Raw genomic sequence first — 26,077 nt, 5'->3', positions numbered from 1 at the left:
GAGCGTGTTGCGCTCGCTCTAATTCTTTGTTTTTACGCATGTCTTTGTCCCAAAACCGGTTCCCACTTTTGGGAGACATGCTCTAATCTTTTTTAGCTTCAGGCAATGTGTGCTTCTGGATAAGCGGCATTTGTGAAAGCGTGAAGACAATGGTGATCGGCATAATACCCCAGACCTTGAAAGAGACCCAGGCATCGGTCGAAAAATTCCGCCACACCACTTCATTCACCACTGCGAGGAAGATGAAGAACAGGCCCCAGCGGAAGGTCAGTTTCCGCCAGCCTTCGGCATCAAGCCGGAATGCCGAATCAAACACATAACCGAGCAGGGATTTGCCGAACAGCAGTCCGCCAAGCAGGATCGCGCCAAACAGCGTGTTGACGATTGTGGGCTTCATTTTGATGAAGGTGTCGTTGTGCAGCCAGAGTGTGAGCGCACCAAAAACCAGCACCACGATACCGGAAATGAGTGGCATCATCGGCAAGGTGCGTGTCATCGACCATGAAATGGCAAGGGCTATGACGGTCGCAACCATGAAGAGGGCGGTTGCCAGAAAGATCGGCTCGCCAATCTGAGCGAGCACCGGAAAATGCTCAATCAGGCTTTCACCACGCGCATTGGCGAAAAAGAAAACCAGAAGCGGCCCGAGTTCCAGCGCAAGCTTGAGCAGCGGCGGCACTTCCTTGCGTTCGGCTTCGGTCTTTTGCGAGGGATCGCGTTCGAAAATGGGATGCTCCATCAGGCAACTCCTGCGATGGCGCGGGCAAAATCCTTGGCCGCAAATGGTTCAAGATCGTCGACACCTTCGCCAACGCCGATGAAATAGATTGGGAGCTTATGTTTGGCAGAGATTGCCACCAGAATGCCACCGCGTGCCGTGCCGTCCAGCTTGGTCATGACAAGGCCGTTGACGCCAGCGATATTTTTGAAAATCTCGACCTGATTGAGCGCGTTCTGCCCGGTGGTGGCATCCAGCGTCTGAAGGACGGTGTGCGGGGCTTCCGGGTCATGCTTGCCAAGCACACGGACGATCTTGGCGAGTTCGTCCATCAGCTCGGCCTTGTTCTGCAAACGGCCTGCGGTGTCGATGATGAGCACATCGCTGCCCGCCTCTTTCGCCTGCTTCCATGCATCATAAGCAAGGCCTGCCGCGTCTGCACCAAGCTTGCTCGAAACCACCGGCGAGCCGGTGCGCTCACCCCAGATATGAAGCTGTTCGATGGCTGCGGCACGGAATGTATCGCCTGCCGCAAGCATGACTTTGAGGCCGCCAGCGGTGAGTTTTGCCGCCAGCTTGCCGATGGTCGTGGTCTTGCCGGTTCCATTGACGCCGACAACCAGAATGACATGCGGCTTATGCGAAAGATCGAGTTCCAGCGGTTTAGCAACGGGACCGAGAACCTTCTCGATTTCTGCGCCCATGATGTTTCGGACTTCTTCGCCAGTCACGTCCTTGCCATAACGGCCGGATGACAGCGCATCGGTGACGCGCATCGCGGTTTCAAGACCGAGATCGGCCTGAATGAGTACGTCTTCAAGATCCTGCAACGTGTCTTCATCAAGCTTGCGCTTGGTGAAAATACTGCCAATGGAATCGCTTAATGAATTCGATGAGCGCAACAACCCGCGGCGCAGGCGCTCGAACCAGGAAAGCCTTGGTTCAGGCGCTGCCTCAACTGGCACTTCTTCCTGATGCTCTTCAACGGCCTTTGCGACCTTGACCTTTTTGGGCTTTACCGGTTCCGGCTGAACGGCGGGTTCAACCCCATCCTCAACAGTCGCTGTCTCGGGGATTGCCGGCACTTCAACCTGTTCAGGTTCAGCAACAGGTTCCGGCTCTGGCTCAATGTTCGGCTCTGCAACAGGGGCTTCAACGACGATTGGCTCCATCACTGGAGGCTGTTCAATCGGAATTTCAATCTCGGCAACCGGATGTTCCGGTTCTGCCTTCTCTTCCTCAACCGGCTCAGGATCAGCAATAACAACTGGTGTGTCCTGTTCGGAAACGACCACTTCGGTTGCGGCTAACTCGGTGGTTTCAGGAAGCTGTGCTTCCAAAGAATCGGGAGCCAGTTCTTCGACCGGTTTTTCCTCGACCTCCTTCTTGCCGAAGGAGAACATTTTCTTGATGAAACCCATTGCCATGAATTTTGATGCCCTTAAGCTTTAAGCCGCTTGCGGCTCTGTCTGACGGGTGAGGAGTTTTTCACCGTCATGCCCCGTCACAATTCGTTCGATAATTTCGCCAGCATTGCCCTGATCCACAGCGGCAAGCGTAAAGCCTTCCGTGCGGGCAATGCCTTCCTTCTCGATCAACAGGCGCTGCACAGTGCCATTGAGAGAAGCTAAGTGTTTTTGATATGCGCGGTCACCAACGGCACGCAAACGTGCGGCGCGATCTTTCACGATTTCGCGTCTGACCTGTGGCATGCGTGCAGCCGGTGTGCCTTCGCGTGCGCTATAGGGGAAGACGTGCAGATGTGTCAGGCCACATTCCTCGACGATCTTCATCGAGTTTGCGAACATCTCTTCTGTTTCGGTCGGGAAACCGGCAATGATGTCGGCACCGAACACGATGTCGGGGCGAAGGCTGCGTACATCTTCGCAGAAGCGGATGGAATCATCGCGTAAATGACGGCGCTTCATGCGCTTTAAAATCATGTCGTCGCCTGCCTGAAGCGACAGATGCAGATGCGGCATCAGGCGCTTTTCATTGGCGATTGCTTCCATCAGGTCTTCATCGGCCTCAATGGAATCAATGGATGAGAGACGCAGGCGCTGCAAATCCGGCACTTGGGCGAGAACGGTTTTCACCAGTTTGCCAAGACGCAAGCTTCCCGGCAGATCGGGACCGTAGGAGGTCATATCCACGCCGGTGAGAACCACTTCCGCGTAGCCGTTATCGACAAGGCGCTTGACCTGATCGACCACGCCGCCCATTGGCACCGAACGCGAATTGCCGCGCCCATAAGGAATGATGCAGAAGGTGCAGCGATGATCGCAGCCATTCTGCACCTGCACGAAGGCGCGCGCGCGGCCTTCAATGGCATCAACCATATGGCTTGCGGTTTCGCGCACTTCCATAATGTCGTTGACGCGCACCTTTTCAAACTGGTTCACGCCGAAGTCGGGCAACATGCGATAGGAATTTGACTTGAGCTTTTCCTCATTACCAAGAATGAGATCGACTTCGTCCATGGCCTCGAACTTGGCTGATTCCGTCTGCGCAGCACAGCCGGTGACGATGATGCGGGCTTCCGGGTTGTCGCGGCGGGCCTTGCGAATGGCCTGACGTGCCTGACGCACGGCTTCTGCCGTGACCGCACAGGTGTTGAAGATGATCGCGCCGTCTTTGAGTTCACCAAGACCGGCATTATCCGCTTCGCGCTTCATCACCTCGGATTCATAGGTGTTGAGGCGGCATCCAAAGGTTACGACTTCCACGGCCATCAGGCAGCTCCCCGGTCTTGATTGGGGGCGTAGTCCCAATTGCCGGTTACAGGATCAAATGTGCTATCAAACTCCCACTCGGCAGGCCCGGTCATCATGACGTGATCATCGTCGCGCCATTCGATTTTGAGTGGGCCGCCGGGGACATTGACGGTGACATTGCGTTCGGTGCGTCCCGTACGTGCGCCTGAGACGGCAGCAGCGCAGGCGGCGGAACCACAGGCACGGGTGAGGCCCGCGCCACGTTCCCATGTGCGCAGGTTCATGCTGTCGCGCGATGTGATTTGTGCGATGGAAATATTGGCGCGTTGCGGGAAGACCGGGGCATGTTCCAGTCCGGGACCATATTTATCCAGTGCATAGGACCAGACATCGTTTTCAACCCAGAAGATCGCGTGCGGATTGCCCATGGATGCGATCGACGGCGCTTGCAGAACAGGCGCATCAGCAGGGCCAGCAGACAGGTCGATGGCGCTTGTGTCTTCAACTGCATGGGCGAGGGGGATTTCCTTCCAGCCGAAATGCGGCTTGCCCATATCGACGGTAATCAGCCCATCTTCGTGCTCATTGGCGGTCAGGATGCCAGCCAGTGTCTGGAAGACATAATCCTGCTTGCCGCTTTCTTTGGAAAGCCATTGCACAACGCAGCGCGTACCATTGCCGCAAGCCTGCGCCTGCGTGCCATCGCAATTGATGATCTCGATATAATGATCGGTGCCGGGCGTTTTGGGATCATGAATGGCCATGATCTGATCAAACGCGGTTGCCTCATCTGCGGCCAAACGGATGGCAGCAGTCGCAGCAATATGATCGCTGCGTCCGCGCATATCAGCAACAATGATCTTGTTGCCCAATCCGTTCATCTTGGCGAAGATGGCCTTGCTCATTGCTGGTTCGTGGTCCCGTTCGTTTAGAAAGGCTCTATATGGCGGAAAAGCCCACAAATTGCCAGTACCGGCGCACTATTGACTGTAACGGTGTTTGATGGTCCGCATTCTGCATCGCAGTTTGTTCAAAAACTGTGTCCTTCCTGCGCCATTTTGAAAATTTCTAAGCACTTTCAAGCCTTCCTGATCCTGTTTTGACGAAATTCGCACAAGACTACAGTTGATTTTTTAACCATATCGCCATTTTATCGGTGCAATAATGTTTTAGGTCGAGCTTTCAAACTCGATCCTGCAAGGGGCACTCCCCCACTTGTTGGCCCCACCAAGACCAGGAATTGGAGAACCAGATGGGAATTTCAAAAGCAAGTTTGCTCAGCATTGCTGCGGCGGGCGCTATTCTGGCCGGTTGCCAAAGCTCCCGGGTCGGCGGTTTTGACAACAATGCATCGCCACCGCCACCAGCACCGCTGCGCTCTGCTCCCGTCAGTTCTGTGCAGTCCGGCAATTTGAATGCGCCGACATCGTTTCCGACGGCGCCGACGACTGACACTTCAATGCCTGCCGCAGGCACGCAGGTTGCAAGTCTGCCGCCCGAATCGGCACCTGATCTGACGCCGGGCAAGGTTGCTGGCGTGTGGAATGCTTCCCTTGCCGGTCAGAACTGCAAGATCGCAACCCCGCAGACCAAATATGGTCAGGGTTTCCGCGCTGGCCCATTGCGCTGCCCCGGTGAACTTGGAAGCCTCGCTTCATGGGCGGTCAATGGCAAGCAGCTTTCGCTTTATGATGCGAATGGCGGCACGGTCGCAACGCTTTATTCTTCCGGTCCGAGCCGATTTGACGGCCAGACCACAAGCGGTCAGGCCGTTTCGCTGTCGCGCTGATAAAGCAACTGCGTTAAAGACAGGCGGAGCAGTCGCAAGACGCTCCGCCTTTTCTGCAATTGAGTGGTGGGACAGACAATCATGTCTTTCGACGGTAATCTGAAGGCGTTCCCCTCGGTTCGCGAGCATTATGACGCGCTGGTCAAGGCGGGGGAAGTCGAGGCCGATCCCGCGCAGCTTGAACTGACCGCACGCTATGACCGGCTGATCGAGGAAGTTTGCAGCAAACGCCTGTCGCGCAAATCGAGTGCGCTGGGCTGGCTGTTTGGCAAGCGCAAAGAGATTGCCACCGTCAAAGGCCTTTATGTCCATGGCGAGGTTGGGCGTGGCAAGACCATGCTGATGGATATGTTCTTCCAGCTTTTGCCGGTCGAACGCAAACGCCGCGCGCATTTCAATGATTTCATGGCCGATGTCCATGAGCGTATCAATGCGCATCGTCAGGCCTTGAAGCGTGGCGAAACCAAGCAGGAAGACCCGATTCCGCCGGTTGCAGAAGCTTTGGCGCATCAGGCTTGGGTGCTTTGCTTTGACGAATTTACTGTGACCGATATTGCGGATGCGATGATCTTGTCGCGCCTGTTCAGCGCTTTGTTTGCGCGCGGCGTGGTGCTGATTGCGACGTCCAACGTGGCACCGGACAATCTTTATCGCGATGGGCTGAACCGTCAGCTGTTCCTGCCCTTTGTCGATATTCTCAAGCAGCATGTCGATGTGATCAATCTCGATTCGCGCACCGATTACCGGCTGGAAAAGCTCGACCGTCAGCCGGTTTATCTGACACCGCTTAATTCCGAGACGAGCAAACGGATGGAGGCTGCGTGGACAGCGCTGAAGGCTGATCGGCAAGAAAAGCCGGATGTGATCCACATCAAGGGGCGCGATATTTCCGTGCGCCGTGCAGTACCGGGGGCAGCACGCTTCAGCTTTGATGAACTGTGCGCGCAGCCGCTTGCAGCCAATGATTATATCGCTATCGTCACGCGCTATTCGACATTGTTTATCGATGATGTGCCGATGCTTGACTATTCGCGCCGCAATGAAGCCAAGCGCTTTATTTTGCTCATCGACGTGCTTTATGATCATCATGCGCGGCTTTTCATCTCTGCCGAAGCGCAGCCTGAAAAGCTCTACGAGGCTAAGCAGGGCGTGGAAGCCTTTGAGTTTGACCGTACAGCCTCGCGCCTTTTTGAAATGCAGAGCGCAGAATATCTCGACAGTTTTTCAGAAAGAGCTCAAGGCTGAGACAGCTTCGCCGTCTTTGCGCCCTATCATCGAATTGACAAAGACTCGACTTATAGAAAGTTCGGGCTATGTTGCTTTGCAAAAAGGGCAGAATGCGGGAGGAGCGGTGCTCCTTCAGCAAGCTCTTTAAGACGATCACCTGCGGCCCGGCTGGTGCATCTTTCAAGATGCGAAACAGCCGGACGATAGAGTCGAGTTGCCTTCATTTTGTCAAAATATATTACGTTTACGTAAGAACATATAAATCTAACCGATTGAAAACATTAGTCGCAAAATAATGAGTTGAGTTTTTTTGCAAAGAGTCCTATCGAACCCTCGCAGCGCAGACGCGTTTTCCGGGAGGAAACCGGATAGCTTCATGCGTTTCTGGATCAAACTTGAGGAAAGAAACAATCATGGCACGCAACAAGATTGCCCTCATCGGCTCCGGCATGATCGGCGGCACGCTCGCTCATCTTGCTGGCCTGAAGGAACTCGGCGACGTCGTCCTTTTCGATATTGCGGAAGGCACTCCGCAGGGTAAGGGACTGGATATTGCAGAATCTTCACCCGTTGACGGTTTTGATGCGAAGTTCACCGGTGCAAACGACTATGCCGCAATTGAAGGCGCAGACGTTGTCATCGTTACCGCAGGCGTGCCGCGTAAGCCGGGCATGAGCCGCGACGATCTTCTGGGTATCAACCTGAAGGTCATGGAACAGGTCGGCGCAGGCATCAAGAAATATGCGCCTGAAGCTTTCGTCATCTGCATCACCAACCCGCTTGATGCGATGGTCTGGGCTTTGCAGAAGTTCTCCGGCCTGCCAGCGCACAAAGTTGTCGGCATGGCTGGCGTTCTCGACAGCGCCCGTTTCCGTTACTTCCTGTCGGAAGAATTCAACGTGTCTGTCGAAGACGTCACGGCATTCGTGCTTGGTGGCCACGGCGACTCAATGGTTCCGCTCGCTCGTTATTCGACCGTTGCCGGTATTCCGCTGCCAGATCTCGTCAAGATGGGCTGGACCACACAGGAAAAGCTCGACAAGATCATTCAGCGCACCCGTGATGGCGGCGCAGAAATCGTCGGCCTGCTCAAGACCGGTTCTGCTTTCTACGCGCCTGCTTCGTCGGCAATCGCGATGGCTGAATCCTACCTCAAGGACAAGAAGCGCGTTCTGCCTGTCGCAGCACAGCTTTCCGGTCAGTATGGCGTGAACGACATGTATGTCGGCGTTCCAACCGTGATTGGTGCCAATGGCGTTGAACGCATTATCGAGATCGATCTTGATAAGGGCGAAAAGGCTGAGTTCGAAAAGTCGGTCGCATCTGTTGCCGGTCTTTGCGAAGCTTGCATCGGCATTGCTCCGTCACTGAAATAAGTTCCAGACAAGGCCGGGTTGCTCTTGGGCGTGCCCGGCCTTTTCCGGCTGTCAATCCGTACCGGCTCTGTTGAAAGGGTCGGGAATCCGCAGAGGACAACCAGATGAATATTCACGAATACCAGGCCAAGCGCCTGCTCCACACTTACGGCGCACCGATCGCCAATGGTGTGGCTGTTTATTCCGTCGAACAGGCGGAAGAATGGGCAAAGACGCTTCCCGGCCCGCTTTATGTCGTCAAGAGCCAGATCCATGCTGGTGGACGCGGCAAGGGCAAGTTCAAGGAACTCGGCCCTGATGCCAAGGGCGGCGTGCGCCTCGCAAAGTCTGTCGAGGAAGTGGTTGCCAATGCAAAGGAAATGCTCGGCAACACGCTCGTCACCAAGCAGACCGGCGAAGCTGGCAAGCAGGTCAACCGTCTTTACATCGAAGATGGTGCAGATATTGAGCGCGAGCTTTATCTCTCGATCCTCATCGACCGCACCGTTGGCCGTCCTGCTTTCGTCGTTTCGACCGAAGGCGGCATGGATATCGAAGCTGTTGCGGAAGAAACCCCTGAAAAGATCATCACGGTTGCCATCGATCCTGCCAAGGGCGTGACCGATGCAGACGCCAACAAGCTCGCCGATGCGTTAGAGCTTAAAGGCGAAGCCCGTGAAGACGGCCTCAAGCTGTTCCCGATCCTCTACAAGGCCTTCACCGAGAAGGACATGAGCCTTCTGGAAATCAACCCGCTGATCGTCATGACCAATGGTCGCGTGCGCGTTCTCGATGCCAAGGTATCGTTCGACGGCAATGCACTGTTCCGTCATCCTGACATTCAGGAACTGCGCGATCTGTCGGAAGAAGACGAAAAGGAAATCGAAGCTTCCAAGCACGATCTCGCTTACGTTGCTCTTGATGGCAATATCGGCTGCATGGTCAATGGTGCAGGCCTTGCCATGGCAACCATGGATATCATCAAGCTCTATGGTGCTGAACCGGCTAACTTCCTCGACGTTGGCGGCGGCGCTTCCAAGGAAAAGGTCACGGCTGCGTTCAAGATCATCACCGCTGATCCGGCTGTTCAGGGCATTCTGGTCAACATCTTCGGTGGCATCATGAAGTGCGACGTGATCGCTGAAGGCGTGATCGCTGCCGTCAAGGAAGTCGGCCTCAAGGTTCCTCTGGTTGTCCGTCTTGAAGGCACCAATGTCGAGCTTGGCAAGAAGATCATCAACGAGAGCGGCCTGAATGTTATTTCAGCTGACGATCTCGACGATGCGGCGCAGAAAATCGTCGCTGCAGTGAAGGGGAATTAAGGCATGTCCATTCTCGTTAACAAGGACACCAAGGTTCTCGTACAGGGCCTGACCGGCAAGACCGGTACTTTCCACACCGAACAGGCGCTTGCTTATTACGGCACGCAGATGGTCGGCGGTATTCACCCGAAAAAGGGTGGCGAAACCTGGGAAGGTTCGAAAGGCGAAAAGCTTCCGATCTTCGCAACTGTTGCAGAAGCCAAGGAACGCACAGGTGCAGACGCATCGGTGATCTACGTTCCGCCAGCAGGTGCGGCGGACGCAATCATCGAAGCGATTGACGCTGAAGTTCCGTTCATCGTCTGCATCACCGAAGGCATTCCGGTCATGGACATGGTTCGCGTCAAGGAGCGTCTGGAACGCTCAAAGTCGCGCCTGCTCGGACCGAACTGCCCGGGTATCCTGACCCCAGAAGAATGCAAGATCGGCATTATGCCGGGCAATATCTTCAAGAAGGGTTCTGTGGGTGTTGTTTCCCGCTCCGGCACACTTACCTATGAAGCAGTGTTTCAGACTTCGAACGAAGGTCTCGGCCAGACCACGGCTGTTGGTATCGGCGGCGACCCGGTCAAGGGCACCGAGTTCATCGACGTGCTGGAAATGTTCCTGGCCGACGACGAAACCAAGTCGATTGTCATGATCGGTGAAATCGGCGGTTCGGCTGAAGAAGAAGCTGCGCAGTTCCTGAAGGACGAAGCCAAGCGCGGTCGAAGCAAGCCAATGGTTGGCTTTATCGCTGGCCGTACCGCTCCTGCCGGACGCACCATGGGCCATGCGGGTGCTGTGATCTCCGGTGGCAAGGGCGGCGCAGAAGACAAGATTGCAGCCATGGAATCGGCTGGCATTCGCGTGTCTCCTTCGCCAGCACAGCTGGGCAAGACGCTGGTTGAAGTCCTTAAGGGCTAAGATTGCGCATTGTCGATTGAAATGCCCCGGCAGTGGCGAAAGCTGCTGCCGGGTTTCATACAGATACCGGGGCGGCCGGTTAAGAGAATGTCAGGCTTTGGCCATCATTCTTCCGCATGAATCAAGTTTGTGATCGAGTTATGCCGGGGTCTGTTGTGGTTCCTCCCCGGCGGCGTGAGGGATGAAGGTCAAAAGCTTCCGGCCCGCGCATGATGAGCTACTACAAGGAGACGGAGCGGAGGCTCCGGATTAGGTTATGGCAAGGCAAGAACAAGCCAACGACGTTTTCGCCCTTACCTCATTCCTCTATGGCGGCAATGCCGACTATATTGAGGAGCTGTATGCCAAGTACGAGGATGATCCCACATCGGTTGATCCCGAGTGGCGTGAGTTCTTCGCACAGCTGAAAGATGATGCCGACGATGTGCGTAAAAACGCACAGGGCGCAAGCTGGACGCGCAAGAACTGGCCCATTCCGGCCAATGGCGAGCTGATCTCGGCGCTTGACGGCAACTGGGCCAGTGTCGAAAAGCATGTGACCGACAAGCTGAAGGACAAGGCCAAGGCTGACGCCAAGAGTGCCGCTGCAGCATTGACCGCCGAAGAGATTGCACAGGCTGCACGTGATAGCGTTCGCGCCATCATGATGATCCGCGCCTATCGTATGCGCGGCCACCTCCATGCCAATCTTGATCCGCTTGGTCTTGCTGAAAAGCCAAACGACTTTAGCGAACTTGATCCGGCAACCTATGGCTTCACACCTGCCGATTATGATCGCAAGATTTTCATTGACAATGTTCTGGGTCTTGAATATGCGACCGTGCCGCAGATGCTTGAAATCCTCAAGCGCACCTATTGCGGCAATATCGGCGTCGAATTCATGCACATCTCTGATCCGGTTGAAAAGGCTTGGATTCAGGAACGCATCGAAGGCCCGGACAAAGGCTATGCCTTCACCGCTGAAGGCAAGAAGGCCATTCTGTCGAAGCTGATCGAAGCTGAAGGCTTTGAGCAGTTCATCGATGTGAAGTACAAGGGCACCAAGCGGTTTGGTCTTGATGGCGGTGAATCGCTGATCCCGGCGCTCGAGCAGATCGTCAAGCGTGGCGGGCAGATGGGCCTCAAGGAAGTCGTGCTTGGCATGGCGCACCGTGGTCGTCTGAACGTGCTGTCTCAGGTTATGGGCAAGCCGCACCGCGCAATCTTCCACGAGTTCAAGGGCGGCTCTTATGCGCCTGACGATGTGGAAGGTTCGGGTGACGTGAAGTACCATCTTGGTGCTTCCTCGGACCGCGAGTTTGATGGCAACAAGGTTCACCTTTCGCTGACTGCAAACCCGTCGCATCTCGAAATCGTCAATCCAGTTGTCATGGGCAAGGCACGCGCCAAGCAGGATCTGCTTGTTGGCCGCACCCGCGATGACATGGTGCCATTGACGGAACGCGCCAAGGTTCTGCCGCTGCTTCTGCATGGCGATGCTGCTTTTGCCGGTCAGGGTGTGGTTGCTGAGTGCCTTGGTCTTTCAGGTCTGCGCGGTCACCGTGTCGGCGGTACGCTGCATTTCATCATCAACAACCAGATTGGCTTCACCACCAATCCGGGCTTCTCGCGCTCTTCGCCTTATCCGTCGGATGTGGCCAAGATGATTGAAGCACCGATTTTCCACGTCAATGGCGATGATCCGGAAGCGGTTGTTTTTGCAGCCAAGGTTGCGATGGAATTCCGCATGATCTTCCACAAGCCGGTGGTCATTGACATGTTCTGTTACCGCCGCTTTGGTCACAATGAAGGTGACGAACCATCCTTCACGCAGCCGTTGATGTATAAGGAAATCCGCGCGCACAAGACAACTGTTCAGCTTTACAGTGAAAAGCTGATTGCTGAAGGTTTGCTGGTACAGGCTGACGTCGACAAGATGAAGGCTGACTGGCGCGAAAAGCTTGAGCAGGAATTCGAAGCTGGCCAGAGCTACAAGCCGAACAAGGCTGACTGGTTCGATGGTGCCTGGAGTGGTCTGCGCACGGCTGACAATGCCGATGAGCAGCGTCGTGGCAAGACCGGCGTTCCAATCAAAACGCTGAAAGAAATCGGCAAGAAGCTTGTTGAAGTGCCAAAGGACTTTCATGTCCACCGCACGATCCAGCGCTTCCTTGATAACCGTGCCAAGATGGTTGAGACGGGCGAAGGCATTGATTGGGCAACGGCTGAATCGCTTGCTTTCGGTTCGCTTGTTTCGGAGGGCCATCCGATCCGTCTGTCGGGTCAGGACGTTGAACGCGGCACCTTCTCGCAGCGTCATACGGTTCTTTACGATCAGGAAAACCAGAACCGCTACATTCCGCTGAACAATGTTCAGAAGGGTCAGGCGATCTACGAAGCCATCAACTCGATGCTTTCGGAAGAAGCCGTGCTCGGTTACGAATATGGTTATTCGCTGTCCGATCCACGTGCGCTGGTGCTCTGGGAAGCCCAGTTCGGCGATTTCGCCAATGGTGCGCAGGTTGTCTTCGACCAGTTCATCTCGTCGGGTGAACGCAAGTGGCTGCGTATGTCGGGTCTCGTCTGCCTTCTGCCGCATGGCTATGAAGGTCAGGGTCCAGAGCATTCGTCAGCGCGTCTTGAGCGTTATCTCCAGCTTTGCGCTGAGGATAACATGCAGGTTGCCAATGTTACCACGCCGGCTAACTACTTCCACATTCTGCGCCGTCAGATGAAGCGTGACTTCCGCAAGCCGCTTATCATGATGACGCCGAAGTCGCTGCTGCGCCACAAGCGTGCTGTTTCAAGCCTGAACGAATTGTCGGGTGATTCGTCGTTCCACCGTCTGCTTTGGGATGATGCACAGTACAACAAGGGCGATGAAGGCATTAAGCTTCAGAAGGATGCAAAGATCCGTCGCGTCGTTCTGTGCTCGGGCAAGGTCTATTATGATCTTTACGAAGAGCGCGAAAAGCGTGGCATTGACGATGTCTATCTTCTGCGCGTCGAACAGCTGTATCCGTTCCCGGCCAAGGCACTCATCAATGAGCTGTCGCGCTTCCGTCAGGCAGAAATTGTCTGGTGTCAGGAAGAGCCGAAGAACATGGGTGCGTGGTCGTTCATCGATCCGTATCTGGAATGGGTTTTGGCGCATATCGATGCCAAGCATCAGCGCGTTCGCTATACCGGTCGTCCGGCAGCGGCATCGCCTGCAACGGGCCTGATGTCGAAGCATCTTGAACAGCTGGCCGCATTCCTTGAGGATGCACTCGGCAATTAATTTAACTTTCGGCCGGAAGCAGTTTGAAAAAAGCTGCTTCCGCTTGAATTGAAGTCAAATCTAACGATTGAAGATCAACGGAAGAAGAAACCATGGCTACCGAAATTCGCGTTCCCACGCTTGGGGAGTCCGTTACTGAGGCAACCATCGGAAAGTGGTTCAAGAAAGTCGGCGATGCTGTTGCTGTCGATGAACCTCTGGTGGAACTGGAAACCGACAAGGTAACAGTGGAAGTTCCAGCTGCGGCTGCGGGCGTACTGGCCGAAATCGTGGCACAGGAAGGCGACACGGTTGAAGTGAACGCACTGCTCGGCCAGATTTCCGGTGCGGGTGCTGCACCTGCTCCGAAGAAGGAAGAAGCCAAGCCAGCTGCAGCTGCTGCTCCGGTTGCGGCCCCTGTTGCGTCGGCATCGTCGGGCCCGGCAATGCAGCCAGCCCCCGCCGCTTCAAAGCTCCTCACTGAAAAAGGCCTTTCGGCTGATCAGGTTGAGGGTTCGGGCAAGCGCGGTCAGGTTCTCAAGGGCGATGTTCTTGACGCGATCGCCAAGGGTGTTTCGACTGCTCCTGCGGCAGCCGCTCCTGTTGCAGCGCGTCCGGCTTCGTCGGCTGATGATGCACCACGCGAAGAACGCGTGAAGATGACCCGTCTGCGCCAGACCATTGCCAAGCGCCTCAAGGATGCGCAGAACACCGCTGCGATGCTGACGACTTACAACGAAGTCGATATGTCGGCAGTGATGGAACTGCGTTCGCGCTATAAGGATATTTTTGAGAAGAAGCATGGCGTGAAGCTCGGCTTCATGGGCTTCTTCACGAAGGCTGTGACGCATGCGCTCAAAGAAATTCCGGCTGTTAATGCCGAGATCGACGGCACCGATATCATCTACAAGAACTTTGCGCATGTCGGCATGGCCGTCGGCACCGACAAGGGTCTTGTTGTTCCTGTTATCCGCGACGCTGACCAGCTTTCGATCGCAGGCGTTGAAAAGGAACTGGGTCGTCTTGCGAAAGCGGCACGCGACGGTTCTTTGTCGATGGCAGACATGCAGGGCGGCACATTCACCATCACCAATGGTGGTGTTTACGGCTCGCTGATGTCTTCGCCGATCCTCAATTCGCCGCAGTCGGGTATTCTTGGCATGCACAAGATCCAGGAACGTCCGGTTGTTGTTGGCGGCCAGATCGTCATCCGTCCGATGATGTATCTTGCACTCTCCTACGATCACCGCATCGTTGACGGCAAGGAAGCCGTGACCTTCCTTGTTCGCGTCAAGGAAAGCCTGGAAGATCCGGAGCGTCTGGTTCTTGATCTTTAATCGGAGACAGTGATGGAGCCGGGCATGTTTTCATCGTCGCCTTTTCTTCCGCTGATTGGCTGGAGTGTGGTTCTGCTGGTGGTTCACATCCTCTTGCAGGGCTTTACGGCGACGAGGGAACTCGGCTCCCAATGGAATGCAGGTCCGCGCGATGAAGGGCGCAAGCCCTCCGGTCATCTGGCCGGTCGTGCGGACCGTGCGTCTGCCAATTTCCGCGAGACCTATCCCGCATTTGTTGCGCTCGCTCTTGCACTTGTGTTCAAAGGGGAGGCGGCAGGTTTCGGGCTTTATGGTGCATGGATCTGGATTATGTGCCGCATTATCTATGTGCCGCTTTATCTTGCGGGCATTCCCTATATCCGCTCGCTTGTCTGGATCGGTTCGCTGGCCGGGCTTGCGTGCATGTTTTTCAATCTGGTTTTTTGATGGTTGCCTGCATCTCTTGATGCGGGGGCGAAGGAAAAGCGATGCATCCCTATCTGTTTGAACTTGCATCTCTGATGGCGATTTTTGCCTTTGCTATCGTTTCGCCGGGCGCTGATTTGGCTATGGTTATCCGCCAGTCGCTGATGCATGGACGTCGTGAGGCCATCATCACCAGTTTCGGCATTGGTTCGGCCTTAATGATGCATGTCACCTATACGGTGCTTGGTCTCGGGCTGATTATTTCCAAGTCGATCTATCTGTTTAATATCGTGAAATGGTGCGGTGTGGCCTATCTGGTCTATATCGGCATCAAGGCACTGCGCGCTGGTACGACGAAGATCGATATCGACATGCGAGAGCAGGACAAGCAACGCAAGCAGAGCGCGCTCAAGGCTTTCAGCCTTGGTTTTGCCGCCAATGCGCTTAACCCCAAGGCGGTGTTTTTCTTTCTGTCGATTTTCTCGACCGTCGTCAGTCTTCATACACCGACAGAAGTCAAGCTTGGCTACGGCGTTGTGATGGCCACAGCATTGATTTCGTGGTTTATCGGTGTCAGCCTCTTTATGACAACGCCGAAGATGCGCGCGGTTTTTTCGCGTGCTTCAAAGTGGATCGACAGAACGAGTGGCGTTGTTTTCATTGCGCTTGGTCTGAAACTTGCTGCTGAAAAGGCGCATTAAAGCTGCCGGATGAACGAGGAGAACCGACAGATGCCTGATGTTAAGAAGCTCTTCAAAGTGGTGGCAGCATCTGCGCTCGCCGTTACGGTTTTCTCAAGTGCTGTTCAGGCCGCCTGCACGCAGAACCGTGCAGTGTATCGTGACCGGGGTGATGCTTACACGCTCACGTTTCATGAGGGGCAGTCGAACGCGCTCAAGATGAATCCGGCCCCCACCAATGAATTCACGATTACCGCCGATGACAAGCCGGAGTTCAAGCTTTCCGGTCTGGTGATCTGGCCGGAAGAGGGCGTTGCACGTCCGTATGCGCTCATTACCTATAACTGCAAGAACGGTGGCACTGACCCTGAAGACCTTGATGATTGCAGTCTCTGGCAGAGTGTTATCTATGCGCTGAAAGAAGGTGCGGAAGCCGATGTTTTGCCCAAGGCCGATGAGCCGGCAGCGCAGGCCATTCTGTTTCCCGATCTGGCAACAGCGCTCGACGGATATGATTTTGGTGCAGCGAAGCCTGAAAAGCCGCTTCAGTTCGAGACGTTTCGTTTCAAGGCCTGCACCCCTGAAGAATGACCGGATTTCCGGTTTTGTAACAGTTTAAGGGCCGTAACGGCCATTCTGGATCAGACTGAAGAAGGATAGTTTAATGTCATACGATGTGGTTGTCATCGGTACCGGCCCCGGCGGTTATGTTGCTGCAATCAAGGCCGCACAGCTTGGCCTTTCGGTGGCGGTGATCGAAAAGCGCAAGACCTTTGGCGGCACGTGTCTCAACGTTGGCTGCATTCCTTCCAAGGCGTTGTTGCACGCATCGGAAGTGTTTGCGGAAGCCGGACATTCTTTTGATACGCTGGGTGTTGAAGTCGGTACGCCGAAGCTCAATCTTGAAAAGATGATGGCGCACAAGGATGCGACGGTGAAGTCGAATACGTCGGGCGTCGAATTCCTGTTCAAAAAGAACAAGATCACGCCATTCATCGGCACTGGCAAGATCGTTGCCAAGGGCAAGGTTTCCGTGACGGCCGAAGATGGCAGCGTTCAGGAAATCGAAGCCAAGAACATCATTATCGCAACCGGTTCGGACGTTGCTGGCATTCCCGGTGTCAAGGTGGACATCGATGAGAAGGTCATCCTGTCTTCAACGGGGGCAATCGCGCTCGACAAGGTTCCGGGTCATCTGGTTGTCGTTGGTGGCGGCGTGATCGGTCTGGAACTTGGTTCCGTCTGGTCCCGTCTTGGTGCGAAAGTGACGGTTGTCGAATATCTCGACAAGGTTCTGGGCGCGATGGACGGCGAAGTGTCCAAGCAGTTCCAGCGTCTTCTTGAAAAGCAGGGCATTGTTTTCAAGCTTGGCGCAAAGGTGACGGGCGTTGAAAAGGCTGGTAAGGGCGCAAAAGTGACCTTTGAACCAGTCAAGGGCGGCGATGCGGAAACACTCGAAGCCGATGCCGTTCTGATTTCGACTGGCCGCCGTCCTTATACCGATGGTCTTGGTCTTGCTGAAGCAGGCGTCAATGTCGATGATCGCGGTCGTGTGGCAATCGATGATCATTGGCGCACCAATGTCGAGGGGATTTATGCCATCGGTGACGTGGTTCAGGGCCCAATGCTCGCACATAAGGCCGAAGACGAAGGCATTGCCGTTGCGGAAATCATCGCCGGTCAGGCAGGACATGTAAACTTCGACGTTATTCCAAGCGTTGTTTATACGCAGCCGGAAGTCGCCTCCGTTGGCAAGACCGAGGAAGAGCTGAAAGCCGCAGGCATCGAATACAAGATCGGCAAGTTCCCGTTCACGGCCAATGGTCGCGCACGCGCCATGCAGCACACGGATGGCTTTGTGAAGATCCTCGCCGACAAGGCAACGGATCGCGTTCTTGGCGCCCATATCCTCGGCTATAATGCCGGCGAAATGATCCACGAGCTGGCTGTTCTGATGGAGTTTGGTGGTTCGTCCGAAGATCTCGCACGCACCTGCCACGCGCATCCAACCATGTCGGAAGCCGTTCGTGAATCGGCGCTGGCAACCTTTGCCAAGCCAATCCATATGTAATTATTGGTTCAAACCAATATGAAGAAAGGCCTGCTCGCGCAGGCCTTTTTTGTCGGTTTTGTGCCGGTGGGGCAGGCGGTGCCGCCGGTTGCGCTGATTGTTCCGAAACAGCGTAGTCAGGCGCGGGGATGCGCGTTGTCATACACTTCGAGAAGGCGTGCGGTATCGACGCCGGTATAGACCTGTGTTGTTGAAAGGCTCGCATGACCGAGCAGCTCCTGAATGGTGCGCAGATCGCCGCCACGGCCAAGCAGATGCGTGGCAAAGGAATGGCGCAGGGCATGCGGGGTTGCGGTATCGGGAAGGCCGAGGCCGGCACGCAGTTTCTGCATCTCGCGTTGAATAATGGCGGCATGAAGCTGTCCGCCCTTGGCACCGCGGAACAAAGCTTTGTCGGGCGAAAGATCAAACGGGCAAAGCGCTCTGTATTGCGCCACAGCGCGATGCACCGCTGGCAACAGTGGCACCATGCGGGACTTGCCGCCTTTACCGGTGATGGTGATCGAAAGCACGGATGGGTCGTTTAGCGCTTCACCCGCAAGGCTTAAAGCTTCTGAAATGCGCAGGCCGCACCCATAGAGCAGTGTGAGAACGGCAGCATTGCGCGCTGCAATCCACGGCTCTTCCGCCATCTGGCCATCGGCAGCAACAACGCGGCGCGCATCTTCTGCGGTGAGTGGCTTTGGCAGCGACTTTGGCTGGCGCGGTGCGCGTATGGCACCTGCACCGGCTGCATTGATCAGGCCGCGCCGTTCCAGATGCCGCAACAGCGAGCGAACGCCTGCGAGACCGCGGCCAAGCGTGCGCGCGCCTGCACCATTGTTGCGGCGATTGGCAAGATAGGAGCGCAAATCCGCGATACGCAGATTGCCGATGTCTTTGATCGACGGCGGCTCGCCCAGATGCCCGGTCATGAATTGCAGAAACTGACGCGTGTCGCGCTCATAGGCTTCAAGGGTGTTTTCCGAAAGACGGCGCATGTCTTTGAGTGATTTCAGCCATTCCTCGCGTGCCGCCGCAAGGTCGGCGCGGGCTGGGATAAGGAAGTCGGCTTTGCTGGTCATGATCGGGATTCGCTCTTGGCGTTGTTGTCGGTGCAGTGTGACAGCGATAGGTTGCCGGGCAGTAAATATTGCTTTTCGCTCTTTTCCTTGGCGTTCTTGCGAGAAATTGGGTATGCGATTAGCAATTGTATCTAATCACGGAAATATTCATGCCTCGTCCCGAGAACCCAATCCAGCTTGCCGTCATCGGAGCCGCGCATGGCATACGTGGCGAAGTTCGGGTCAAGACATTTACCGATGATCCGCTGGCTATTGCTGATTACGGCCATCTCTATGATGCGCAGGGCAAGGCCTATGAGGTGCTGGAAGCCCGTGCGGCAAAGACTGTTGTTGTTGTTCGCTTCAAGGGCGTCAATGATCGCAATGCTGCCGAAGCGCTCAACGGCACCGAGCTTTTCATCGACCGCTCACAATTGCACGATGATGAACTTGATGAAGATGAGTTTTTCCAGACGGATTTGATCGGGCTTGAAGCCGTTGATGCGAACGGTCAATCCTATGGGGTTGTGAGTGCCCTTTTCGATTTTGGTGGCGGCGATCTGATTGAGCTCAGTCTCAAAGGCAAACGTCCAATGCTGATCCCGTTTACGGAAGCAGCGGTGCCGGAAATCGATTTTGACAAGGGGACTATAACGGTCGAGCCTTATGCTGCGGGACTGATTGCCGAGGATGATGAGGCAGCGCTTCGCGAATATACCAAGCAGCAAAACGACCAGAAGCGACCAAAGAAATCATGAGCGCGCTTTCTGATACGGATAAAGCGCGACCGGGATTTCATGCTTCGGTGCTGACGCTTTATCCTGAAATGTTTCCGGGGCCGCTTGGCATTTCGCTTGCTGGCAAGGCGCTTTCTGAAAGCACGTGGTTGCTTGATACAGTGCAGATTCGCGATTTTGCTGAAGGCAAGCACCGCATGGTGGATGACACGCCATCGGGTGGTGGTGCGGGCATGGTGATGAAACCGGATGTGGTGGCGCGCGCGCTCGATTCGGTTGCTGATGATCGTCCGATGCTGCTGATGAGTCCGCGCGGTGCGCCGCTCACACAAAAGCGCGTGCGTGAACTGGCTGACGGTCCGGGCGCGATTATTCTGTGTGGCCGTTTTGAAGGTGTCGATGAGCGGGTGATCGAAGGACGCGCGCTCGAAGAGATTTCGATCGGCGATTATATTCTGTCGGGTGGCGAGACTGCGGCCATCGTTTTGCTGGATGCGATTGTGCGGCTTTTGCCTGGCGTGATGGGCAACCGGGAATCGGGCGAGACGGAAAGCTTTGAAACCGGGCTTCTGGAACATCCGCATTATACCCGCCCGCAGATTTGGGAGGATCGCTCGATCCCTGAAATTCTCACCTCCGGCAATCATGGTGCGATTGATAAATGGCGCCATGCTGAGGCTGAACGCATTACAAAAGAACGGCGTCCTGATCTTTGGGAAGCCTATCGCAAGGGCAAGCGCTCATGAACCTGATCCAGCGGCTTGAAAGCCTTTCTCTGGCGCTGTTGGCGCTTGGCGCATATTGGGTGATGGGCGCAAACTGGTGGCTGTTTGCGATTCTCGTCCTTGCACCGGATCTATCGTTCTTTGCTTATCTTAAAGGACCACGCACGGGCGCTGTCGTCTATAATATCGCGCATAGCTGGATTGGCGTTGTGCTTGTGGCCGTGCTTGGCTGGGTTATGAGCTGGCCAGTTTGCCTTTTGATTGCGCTTATCTGGGCTGTTCATATTGGCGTGGATCGTGCGCTTGGCTTCGGCCTTAAATACGGAACCGGTTTTCAGGATACGCATCTTGGCCGTATTGGCGGAAAATAGCGATTTCGCAGCACCGATATTGATTCATTGACGGCAATGGTGTATTGCCGCGCCAGTTGGGCAAAAGCCCGACATCTTTAAACCAATAAATGGTGTACCGCTCCTGCCTGGTTTTTCGGGCATAACCACAGGGCCAAAGATGCTTGGTGGTGAGTGCAGAGCGCTCTGGCTGTTTGAGAAGAATTCAGAAGGAAGAGACGATGAATATCATTCGTCAGCTTGAAGCCGAACAGGCAGCCAAGATCGAAGAAAAGCGCAAGCTTCCAGATTTCCAGCCAGGTGACAGCGTTCGCGTTCAGGTGCGCGTTACCGAAGGTACACGTACCCGTGTGCAGGCTTATGAAGGCGTTTGCATTGCCCGTTCCGGCGCTGGCATCAACGAAAACTTCACCGTTCGTAAGATTTCTTACGGCGAAGGCGTAGAGCGCGTATTCCCGGTTTATTCGCCAATCGTGGAAGGTGTTGAAGTTGTTCGCCGCGGTAAGGTCCGTCGCGCGAAGCTTTACTACCTCCGTGGCCTCACCGGTAAGGCTGCACGTATTGCTGAAAAGAAAGACAACCGTTCCAAGGCAGAACGCGAAGCCGACAAGATCGCTGCTGCCAAAGCAGAAGCTGCAAAGACTGCTGCTGAATAAGCCAGTTGTGCAAGAATCTGAAAAGGGCGGCCTTTGGGTCGCCTTTTTTATTTGCAAAAGCCAAAAGGCTGCGTAACATATTGCACAATTTCGCCTACATTGCGCAAGATTGTTACTGCGACACCCTGTTGCGGTTTGTGTTTCTTGACGAAATGCGGTGGCGGGTGCATATGACAGCCAATTAAGAACTATTCAAAGGAACTCTCGCAATGAGCGCGCCGCGTACACTTTATGACAAGATCTGGGACGACCATGTGGTGGATCAGCAGGACGATGGTACCTGCCTCCTTTATATTGATCGCCATCTTGTGCATGAAGTGACAAGCCCACAGGCTTTCGAAGGCCTGCGCATGACGGGCCGCAAGGTGCGCCATCCAGAGCGTACACTGGCTGTTGTCGATCATAATGTTCCAACATCGCCAGATCGTATCAACGGCATCAAGAATGAAGAAAGCCGCATTCAGGTTGAGGCTCTTGCCAAGAATGCCGCTGATTTTGGCGTTGAATATTATTCCGAGCGTGATCGTCGTCAGGGCGTGGTGCATATCGTTGGTCCAGAGCAGGGCTTTACGCTGCCGGGCATGACGATTGTGTGCGGTGACAGCCATACATCGACGCATGGTGCATTTGGTTCGCTGGCGCATGGTATCGGCACATCGGAAGTCGAACATGTTCTGGCAACGCAGACGCTGATCCAGAAAAAAGCCAAGAACATGCTGGTGCGTGTTGAGGGTGAACTGGCTCCGGGCGTTACTGCCAAGGACATCACGCTTGCCATCATCGGCGAAATCGGCACCGCAGGTGGCACCGGTTACGTAATCGAATATGCAGGCAGCGCCATTCGCTCGTTGTCGATGGAAGGTCGTATGACCGTCTGCAACATGTCGATTGAAGGTGGTGCGCGCGCCGGTCTTATTGCGCCGGATAAAACCACATTTGAATATATCAAAGACAAGCCGCGTGCGCCCAAGGGCGAAGAGCTTGAGCAGGCGATCCGGTATTGGAAGACGCTCAATTCGGATGAAGGGGCGCATTTCGACAAGATCGTCGAGCTTGATGCTGCCAAGATTTCGCCGGTTGTATCCTGGGGCTCATCGCCGGAAGATGTGGTCTTCGTCACCGGTATCGTTCCCAACCCGGACGAGATCAAGGACGAAACCAAGCGTGCATCCAAGTGGCGTGCGCTTGACTATATGGGCCTGAAGCCTGGCACCAAGATGACGGACATCGCCATTGACCGCGTTTTCATCGGATCTTGCACGAACGGACGTATTGAGGATTTGCGCGATGCAGCCCGTATGGTCGAAGGCAAGAAGGTTGCGGCAAGCGTGAACGCCATGATCGTTCCGGGTTCGGGCCTTGTGAAGGAGCAGGCGGAAGCGGAAGGTCTCGACAAGATTTTCATCGAAGCGGGTTTTGACTGGCGCGAGCCGGGCTGTTCGATGTGCCTTGCCATGAATGATGACCGTCTGAAGCCGGGTGAGCGTTGCGCTTCGACGTCAAACCGTAACTTTGAAGGCCGTCAGGGCTTCAAGGGTCGCACGCATCTCGTTTCGCCCGCCATGGCAGCCGCTGCAGCGATTGCCGGTCATTTCGTGGACATTCGCGACTGGAACTGATGGTCGTAAAAGATGATTGAGAAAACCGCCGGAGTGATCCGGCGGTTTTTTTGTTTCGTAAACAACGTATTATTTGCATTTCTAAATTAGATGCTTTTTTAGCGGTTTTGGTCTAATATAGCATTCAATGAATGGTGCGGGGTGTGGTCTTCTCGCGCCACCAGATATATGCAGGGATGGACGGATGGATGGTGCTGAGTTCATACTGCTTATAAATACGACGGTTTCGGGTCTGTTTGCTCTCACCTTTTTCGGTATCGCTGCCTATGCCCGTGATAACGCTGCCGCCCCCGTGTTTGGGCTCGGCTTTGTTTTTGCGATGCTGTACTTTCTCACTGAGATCCTGATCTCCTTCCTCCCCAGCCAGAAATTCGCTTACATGCTCAGTTTTGGCATGTATTTCATAACGCTTTCCTGTCTGGTTGTCGGTCTTGCCCGCATGTATGGTCTTCCTGTGCCGTGGGTGCGGCTGGGGCTTCTCTTTGCCGGTTCGCTGGTCATGATCTTTGCGATTTACGATATCGCCCGCAGTCAGATGCTTGGCCGTATTCTTTATCAGTTGCCGTATTTTCTGATCCTCGTGCTGGCTGCGTGGATCGTTTTGCGCAGCCGCACGAGCGTTCATTCCCGCAGCAAGCCCTTTGGCAGGTCGTGGGGGGCATTGGATGGCATGATGGCGGCGCTCTTTATGGTGAGCGCCCTTCATTTTCTGATTAAACCGGTTCTCGCCACTATGGTCGGCGGTGTTGGTGCTTCGCCTGATGATTATATGCATACCAATTATGCGCTGCTGGTTCAGTCGATCGGTGCCGGGCTTTCGGTTGCCGGTGGTTTGCTGCTTCTGCTCAGTCTGATGGGGGAGCTGATTTCCGATGTGACGCTGCGTTCGGAGACGGATCAGCTTTCCGGACTTCTCAACCGTCGCGGTTTTGAATTCCGCGCCGAAGCGGCGATCGAAAAATCCAAGCGCATGCGACAGGCACTTTCGCTGATTATCTGCGATATTGATTACTTCAAGTCGATCAACGATACCCATGGACACGCTTTGGGCGACAGGGTGATTGCAGCTTTTGCTGATGAATTGCGTCGTGCGGCGGCGGCGAAGGATGGCATTGCCGCACGGATGGGCGGCGAGGAGTTCGCTGTTCTGTTGCCCGGCCATACCATCCAGTCGGCATGGCGTTTTGCTGAACGCGTGCGGCTGGCCTGTGCCGATATAACGCTTTCCGGTCCTTCGGGCGATGTGGGTTTCGCGGTGAGTTTTGGCGTGACGGAAATGGAGTTCGACGATGTCTTTGCCGATGTCTTTAAGCGGGCTGATGGCGCGCTCTATGAAGCCAAGAAGAATGGCCGCAATTGCGTTCGCACGGCACTTCCGATGATGCTTGACGATAATGTGGTCGAGCTTCGTGGTGCTGCCAAAGGTCGTTGAGCACTTCCAATGCTTCAATCAAACAGGAAATGCTCTGGCTCATCTGATTTTGTGCGCGCCGCGCTTTACCTTTGGTCGGGCTGGCGTCTACAATCGTTGAGCTCCGTGATGCTGGGCTGTGTTTCGAGAGAGAGTTCTTATGACCAATGATCATTCCGTCGATATCGGGCTGCTTCATCTGCGGGACGCGCATGAGTTTGCGCCTCTGCTTGCGAGTTATGCACAAGCGTTGAAGCGCGGGGCACCACGTCGCCCGGATGAGTTTTACGCCGAGCAGCTTTTGCAGGATCGTGCCACAGAAATTCTCGGCGCACGCGTGGATGGCAATCTGGTTGGCTTTGTGATTTTTTATGATCTTCCTGAACCTATTTCCGGCCTGCGCGCCGGCCAGGTTGACCATATTTATGTGCATCATGATCATCGCGGTAAGGGTATCGCCAAAGCGTTTATTGATCTGCTTGCCGACAAGGCGGAAGAGCGCAGCTGGTCGAAGCTTATGCTCAATGCGCCGCGTGTGCCTGAGGATGGCCGCAAGTTATATGAGCAGATTGCCGCCGCTGCCGACTGGTCCAGCTATGTGATTCGCTTTGGCAACTAAGCTGCGTCCGCAAAAGTAGATGAAATTACACATGTTTTTGTGAAACATCGACTTCAATCGTTTGAATTCAGGAATCACGCGAATGTGTCGTTGAGGTGCGACCAATTGTTAGTCTTTTCGTGAAAAAGCGTCTTTGACGTGGTGGTGAAAGCGCAGTAGAAAGCGCCTCATAGGGTCGTGTGACACGATCCAGCCACATTTTCTGGGTCGTGCCGGCGCAGGATTGAAGATTCTGTTTCCTGTGCTGTGAACGACATCGAACTCGGTTCTGCATGAACCGGCCATTCGCTTTGTCATGCCAAACGTGTTTGGCGGGATAAGGCGGGTAGAAACGTCAGGGAAGCCCACGAGAGCCATGACACAACCGACCGCAACGCGTCAGCGTCCTTTGTCGCCGCATTTGTCGATTTATCGACCAAAGATCACGATGACGATGTCCATCATCCATCGTATCACGGGCGGCGCCCTTTATTTCGGAACCCTTCTTCTCGCTGCATGGCTGATTGCGGCTGCAATCGGTGAAGATGCCTTCAACACCGTAAGCGCAATCTACAGTTCGTGGTTTGGCTATCTGGTTCTGTTTGGCTACACTTGGGCGCTTCTGCACCATCTGGCCGGCGGTGTGCGCCATTTCATCTGGGACATGGGTGCCGGTCTTGAAAAGCACACAGCCAGCAAGATTGCATGGCTGACGCTGGCCTTCTCGCTGCCTGCAACGATCCTTGTCTGGGTTGTTGCTTTTGCAGTGCGCTGAAAGGAGTTCTGACATGAACGATATGCGTACGCCTCTCGGCAAGGTTCGTGGACTTGGCTCGGCCAAGGAAGGCACCGGCCATTTCTGGTTTCAGCGCATGAGTGCTGTCGCACTCGTGCCGCTCGTTCTGTTTTTCATAGGTCTGGTTATTTCGCTTCACGGCGCAAGCTATGCCGAAGTAAAGGCCGCTTTGGCGCATCCGTTCACCGCTCTGGTGATGGCGCTGTTCGTGCTGACCGGCGTCTATCACATGCGTCTTGGCATGCAGGTTATTATTGAAGATTACATTCACGGCGAAGGCATGAAGGTCCTGCTCGTCATGCTCAACACCTTTTTCACGGTGGTTGTGGGCGTGGCTTGCGTTTATGCGATCCTCAAGCTGAGCTTCGGAGGTTGATAGC

General features: G+C 54.9%; 25 protein-coding genes. 20 read left to right on the top strand and 5 right to left on the bottom strand.

The features are described from left to right. Positions 1–82: 82 nt before the first annotated feature. The 4 genes from ABE527_RS13005 to dapF are packed head-to-tail and all read right to left on the bottom strand — an operon-like array spanning position 83 to position 4,337. Positions 83–739, bottom strand: a complete 657-nt coding sequence (locus ABE527_RS13005; RefSeq protein ID WP_499694767.1) for a septation protein A — start codon at positions 737–739, stop codon at positions 83–85. Beyond that, positions 739–2,145 (bottom strand): signal recognition particle-docking protein FtsY, encoded by a 1,407-nt coding sequence (gene ftsY, locus ABE527_RS13000; protein WP_265982385.1) that lies wholly within the window; start codon positions 2,143–2,145, stop codon positions 739–741. Before ftsY ends, ABE527_RS13005 begins: the two co-directional genes overlap by 1 nt. 21 nt (positions 2,146–2,166) lie before the next feature. Then, a complete protein-coding gene (mtaB, locus tag ABE527_RS12995) occupies positions 2,167–3,450 on the bottom strand; it encodes a tRNA (N(6)-L-threonylcarbamoyladenosine(37)-C(2))-methylthiotransferase MtaB (protein ID WP_499697159.1) in 1,284 nt (427 codons plus the stop codon). Further along, positions 3,450–4,337 carry a diaminopimelate epimerase gene (gene dapF / locus ABE527_RS12990; RefSeq protein WP_499697158.1) on the bottom strand — a complete coding sequence of 296 codons (888 nt, stop codon included), beginning with the start codon at positions 4,335–4,337 and terminating at the stop codon, positions 3,450–3,452. The genes mtaB and dapF overlap by 1 nt, the downstream gene beginning before the upstream one ends. 347 nt (positions 4,338–4,684) lie before the next feature. Here dapF and ABE527_RS12985 point away from each other — a divergent pair, with 347 nt between their 5' ends. The 11 genes from ABE527_RS12985 to lpdA all read left to right on the top strand — a co-directional run bounded on the left by ABE527_RS12985 (position 4,685) and on the right by lpdA (position 17,762). Next, complete coding sequence (locus ABE527_RS12985) at positions 4,685–5,221, top strand: protease inhibitor Inh/omp19 family protein (RefSeq protein WP_265982382.1); 537 nt, start codon at positions 4,685–4,687, stop codon at positions 5,219–5,221. 81 nt (positions 5,222–5,302) lie between these two features. Continuing rightward, the gene (gene zapE, locus ABE527_RS12980; RefSeq protein WP_499697157.1) at positions 5,303–6,466 is read left to right on the top strand and encodes a cell division protein ZapE; all 1,164 of its coding nucleotides are present in this window, start codon (positions 5,303–5,305) and stop codon (positions 6,464–6,466) included. Between the two features lie 395 nt (positions 6,467–6,861). Beyond that, positions 6,862–7,824, top strand: a complete 963-nt coding sequence (gene mdh / locus ABE527_RS12975) for a malate dehydrogenase (RefSeq protein ID WP_265982380.1) — start codon at positions 6,862–6,864, stop codon at positions 7,822–7,824. Between the two features lie 104 nt (positions 7,825–7,928). After that, positions 7,929–9,125, top strand: coding sequence for an ADP-forming succinate--CoA ligase subunit beta (sucC, locus tag ABE527_RS12970; RefSeq protein WP_265982379.1), 1,197 nt, complete (start codon positions 7,929–7,931; stop codon positions 9,123–9,125). Between the two features lie 3 nt (positions 9,126–9,128). After that, positions 9,129–10,031 (top strand): succinate--CoA ligase subunit alpha, encoded by a 903-nt coding sequence (gene sucD / locus ABE527_RS12965; RefSeq protein ID WP_265982378.1) that lies wholly within the window; start codon positions 9,129–9,131, stop codon positions 10,029–10,031. Between the two features lie 256 nt (positions 10,032–10,287). Beyond that, the gene (locus ABE527_RS12960; RefSeq protein WP_265982377.1) at positions 10,288–13,290 is read left to right on the top strand and encodes a 2-oxoglutarate dehydrogenase E1 component; all 3,003 of its coding nucleotides are present in this window, start codon (positions 10,288–10,290) and stop codon (positions 13,288–13,290) included. Positions 13,291–13,382: 92 nt separating this feature from the next. Further along, positions 13,383–14,606 (top strand): 2-oxoglutarate dehydrogenase complex dihydrolipoyllysine-residue succinyltransferase, encoded by a 1,224-nt coding sequence (odhB, locus tag ABE527_RS12955; RefSeq protein ID WP_265982376.1) that lies wholly within the window; start codon positions 13,383–13,385, stop codon positions 14,604–14,606. Positions 14,607–14,618: 12 nt separating this feature from the next. Then, positions 14,619–15,032: an MAPEG family protein gene (locus ABE527_RS12950; protein ID WP_499697156.1), complete on the top strand. Its 414-nt coding sequence runs from the start codon at positions 14,619–14,621 to the stop codon at positions 15,030–15,032. 41 nt (positions 15,033–15,073) lie between these two features. Continuing rightward, complete coding sequence (locus ABE527_RS12945; protein ID WP_499694762.1) at positions 15,074–15,712, top strand: LysE family translocator; 639 nt, start codon at positions 15,074–15,076, stop codon at positions 15,710–15,712. Positions 15,713–15,742: 30 nt separating this feature from the next. After that, on the top strand, positions 15,743–16,282 hold the full coding sequence (locus tag ABE527_RS12940) for a hypothetical protein (RefSeq protein ID WP_265982373.1): 540 nt from the start codon (positions 15,743–15,745) through the stop codon (positions 16,280–16,282). A gap of 73 nt (positions 16,283–16,355) precedes the next feature. Next, a complete protein-coding gene (gene lpdA / locus ABE527_RS12935) occupies positions 16,356–17,762 on the top strand; it encodes a dihydrolipoyl dehydrogenase (protein WP_265982372.1) in 1,407 nt (468 codons plus the stop codon). Positions 17,763–17,878: 116 nt separating this feature from the next. On the opposite strand, the gene ABE527_RS12930 is transcribed toward lpdA, so the two are convergent. Next, positions 17,879–18,826, bottom strand: coding sequence for a tyrosine recombinase XerC (locus ABE527_RS12930; RefSeq protein WP_499697155.1), 948 nt, complete (start codon positions 18,824–18,826; stop codon positions 17,879–17,881). A 149-nt stretch (positions 18,827–18,975) separates the two neighbouring features. Between ABE527_RS12930 and rimM the strand changes: the two genes are divergently transcribed. The 9 genes from rimM (at position 18,976) to sdhD (ending at position 26,073) form a co-directional block, all read left to right on the top strand. Next, positions 18,976–19,563, top strand: a complete 588-nt coding sequence (gene rimM / locus ABE527_RS12925; RefSeq protein ID WP_265982370.1) for a ribosome maturation factor RimM — start codon at positions 18,976–18,978, stop codon at positions 19,561–19,563. Beyond that, positions 19,560–20,288: a tRNA (guanosine(37)-N1)-methyltransferase TrmD gene (trmD, locus tag ABE527_RS12920; protein ID WP_499697154.1), complete on the top strand. Its 729-nt coding sequence runs from the start codon at positions 19,560–19,562 to the stop codon at positions 20,286–20,288. The genes rimM and trmD overlap by 4 nt, the downstream gene beginning before the upstream one ends. Beyond that, the gene (locus tag ABE527_RS12915) at positions 20,285–20,638 is read left to right on the top strand and encodes a DUF4260 domain-containing protein (RefSeq protein ID WP_265982368.1); all 354 of its coding nucleotides are present in this window, start codon (positions 20,285–20,287) and stop codon (positions 20,636–20,638) included. The genes trmD and ABE527_RS12915 overlap by 4 nt, the downstream gene beginning before the upstream one ends. 200 nt (positions 20,639–20,838) lie before the next feature. Further along, entirely contained in the window at positions 20,839–21,273 is a 435-nt protein-coding gene (rplS, locus tag ABE527_RS12910; RefSeq protein ID WP_265982367.1) for a 50S ribosomal protein L19, read from the top strand. Positions 21,274–21,482: 209 nt separating this feature from the next. Next, the gene (gene leuC, locus ABE527_RS12905) at positions 21,483–22,892 is read left to right on the top strand and encodes a 3-isopropylmalate dehydratase large subunit (RefSeq protein ID WP_499694758.1); all 1,410 of its coding nucleotides are present in this window, start codon (positions 21,483–21,485) and stop codon (positions 22,890–22,892) included. Between the two features lie 184 nt (positions 22,893–23,076). Then, positions 23,077–24,324 (top strand): GGDEF domain-containing protein, encoded by a 1,248-nt coding sequence (locus ABE527_RS12900; protein ID WP_265982365.1) that lies wholly within the window; start codon positions 23,077–23,079, stop codon positions 24,322–24,324. Between the two features lie 139 nt (positions 24,325–24,463). After that, a complete protein-coding gene (locus ABE527_RS12895) occupies positions 24,464–24,922 on the top strand; it encodes a GNAT family N-acetyltransferase (protein WP_265982364.1) in 459 nt (152 codons plus the stop codon). A 355-nt stretch (positions 24,923–25,277) separates the two neighbouring features. Beyond that, positions 25,278–25,676 (top strand): succinate dehydrogenase, cytochrome b556 subunit, encoded by a 399-nt coding sequence (gene sdhC / locus ABE527_RS12890; RefSeq protein ID WP_265982363.1) that lies wholly within the window; start codon positions 25,278–25,280, stop codon positions 25,674–25,676. A 13-nt stretch (positions 25,677–25,689) separates the two neighbouring features. Further along, on the top strand, positions 25,690–26,073 hold the full coding sequence (sdhD, locus tag ABE527_RS12885) for a succinate dehydrogenase, hydrophobic membrane anchor protein (RefSeq protein ID WP_265982362.1): 384 nt from the start codon (positions 25,690–25,692) through the stop codon (positions 26,071–26,073). Positions 26,074–26,077: the final 4 nt, after the last annotated feature.

Source organism: Brucella sp. TWI432, assembly GCF_039674445.1.
GTDB lineage: Bacteria > Pseudomonadota > Alphaproteobacteria > Rhizobiales > Rhizobiaceae > Brucella > Brucella chromiisoli.
This window is presented reverse-complemented; position numbering and strand designations above follow the sequence as displayed.

Bases quoted from the DNA above. Each gene is read 5' to 3' on its own strand.
- mdh (WP_265982380.1), top strand. From the start codon at position 6,862: ATGGCACGCAACAAGATTGCCCTCATCGGCTCCGGCATGATCGGCGGC.
- zapE (WP_499697157.1), top strand. From the start codon at position 5,303: ATGTCTTTCGACGGTAATCTGAAGGCGTTCCCCTCGGTTCGCGAGCAT.
- ABE527_RS13005 (WP_499694767.1), bottom strand. From the start codon at position 739: ATGGAGCATCCCATTTTCGAACGCGATCCCTCGCAAAAGACCGAAGCC.
- sucC (WP_265982379.1), top strand. From the start codon at position 7,929: ATGAATATTCACGAATACCAGGCCAAGCGCCTGCTCCACACTTACGGC.
- sdhC (WP_265982363.1), top strand. From the start codon at position 25,278: ATGACACAACCGACCGCAACGCGTCAGCGTCCTTTGTCGCCGCATTTG.
- ABE527_RS12985 (WP_265982382.1), top strand. From the start codon at position 4,685: ATGGGAATTTCAAAAGCAAGTTTGCTCAGCATTGCTGCGGCGGGCGCT.
- ABE527_RS12945 (WP_499694762.1), top strand. From the start codon at position 15,074: ATGCATCCCTATCTGTTTGAACTTGCATCTCTGATGGCGATTTTTGCC.
- ABE527_RS12960 (WP_265982377.1), top strand. From the start codon at position 10,288: ATGGCAAGGCAAGAACAAGCCAACGACGTTTTCGCCCTTACCTCATTC.
- sdhD (WP_265982362.1), top strand. From the start codon at position 25,690: ATGAACGATATGCGTACGCCTCTCGGCAAGGTTCGTGGACTTGGCTCG.
- ABE527_RS12915 (WP_265982368.1), top strand. From the start codon at position 20,285: ATGAACCTGATCCAGCGGCTTGAAAGCCTTTCTCTGGCGCTGTTGGCG.
- trmD (WP_499697154.1), top strand. From the start codon at position 19,560: ATGAGCGCGCTTTCTGATACGGATAAAGCGCGACCGGGATTTCATGCT.
- odhB (WP_265982376.1), top strand. From the start codon at position 13,383: ATGGCTACCGAAATTCGCGTTCCCACGCTTGGGGAGTCCGTTACTGAG.
- rimM (WP_265982370.1), top strand. From the start codon at position 18,976: ATGCCTCGTCCCGAGAACCCAATCCAGCTTGCCGTCATCGGAGCCGCG.
- ABE527_RS12950 (WP_499697156.1), top strand. From the start codon at position 14,619: ATGGAGCCGGGCATGTTTTCATCGTCGCCTTTTCTTCCGCTGATTGGC.
- rplS (WP_265982367.1), top strand. From the start codon at position 20,839: ATGAATATCATTCGTCAGCTTGAAGCCGAACAGGCAGCCAAGATCGAA.
- ABE527_RS12900 (WP_265982365.1), top strand. From the start codon at position 23,077: ATGGATGGTGCTGAGTTCATACTGCTTATAAATACGACGGTTTCGGGT.
- sucD (WP_265982378.1), top strand. From the start codon at position 9,129: ATGTCCATTCTCGTTAACAAGGACACCAAGGTTCTCGTACAGGGCCTG.
- dapF (WP_499697158.1), bottom strand. From the start codon at position 4,337: ATGAGCAAGGCCATCTTCGCCAAGATGAACGGATTGGGCAACAAGATC.
- mtaB (WP_499697159.1), bottom strand. From the start codon at position 3,450: ATGGCCGTGGAAGTCGTAACCTTTGGATGCCGCCTCAACACCTATGAA.
- ABE527_RS12895 (WP_265982364.1), top strand. From the start codon at position 24,464: ATGACCAATGATCATTCCGTCGATATCGGGCTGCTTCATCTGCGGGAC.
- ftsY (WP_265982385.1), bottom strand. From the start codon at position 2,145: ATGGCAATGGGTTTCATCAAGAAAATGTTCTCCTTCGGCAAGAAGGAG.
- ABE527_RS12930 (WP_499697155.1), bottom strand. From the start codon at position 18,826: ATGACCAGCAAAGCCGACTTCCTTATCCCAGCCCGCGCCGACCTTGCG.
- lpdA (WP_265982372.1), top strand. From the start codon at position 16,356: ATGTCATACGATGTGGTTGTCATCGGTACCGGCCCCGGCGGTTATGTT.
- leuC (WP_499694758.1), top strand. From the start codon at position 21,483: ATGAGCGCGCCGCGTACACTTTATGACAAGATCTGGGACGACCATGTG.
- ABE527_RS12940 (WP_265982373.1), top strand. From the start codon at position 15,743: ATGCCTGATGTTAAGAAGCTCTTCAAAGTGGTGGCAGCATCTGCGCTC.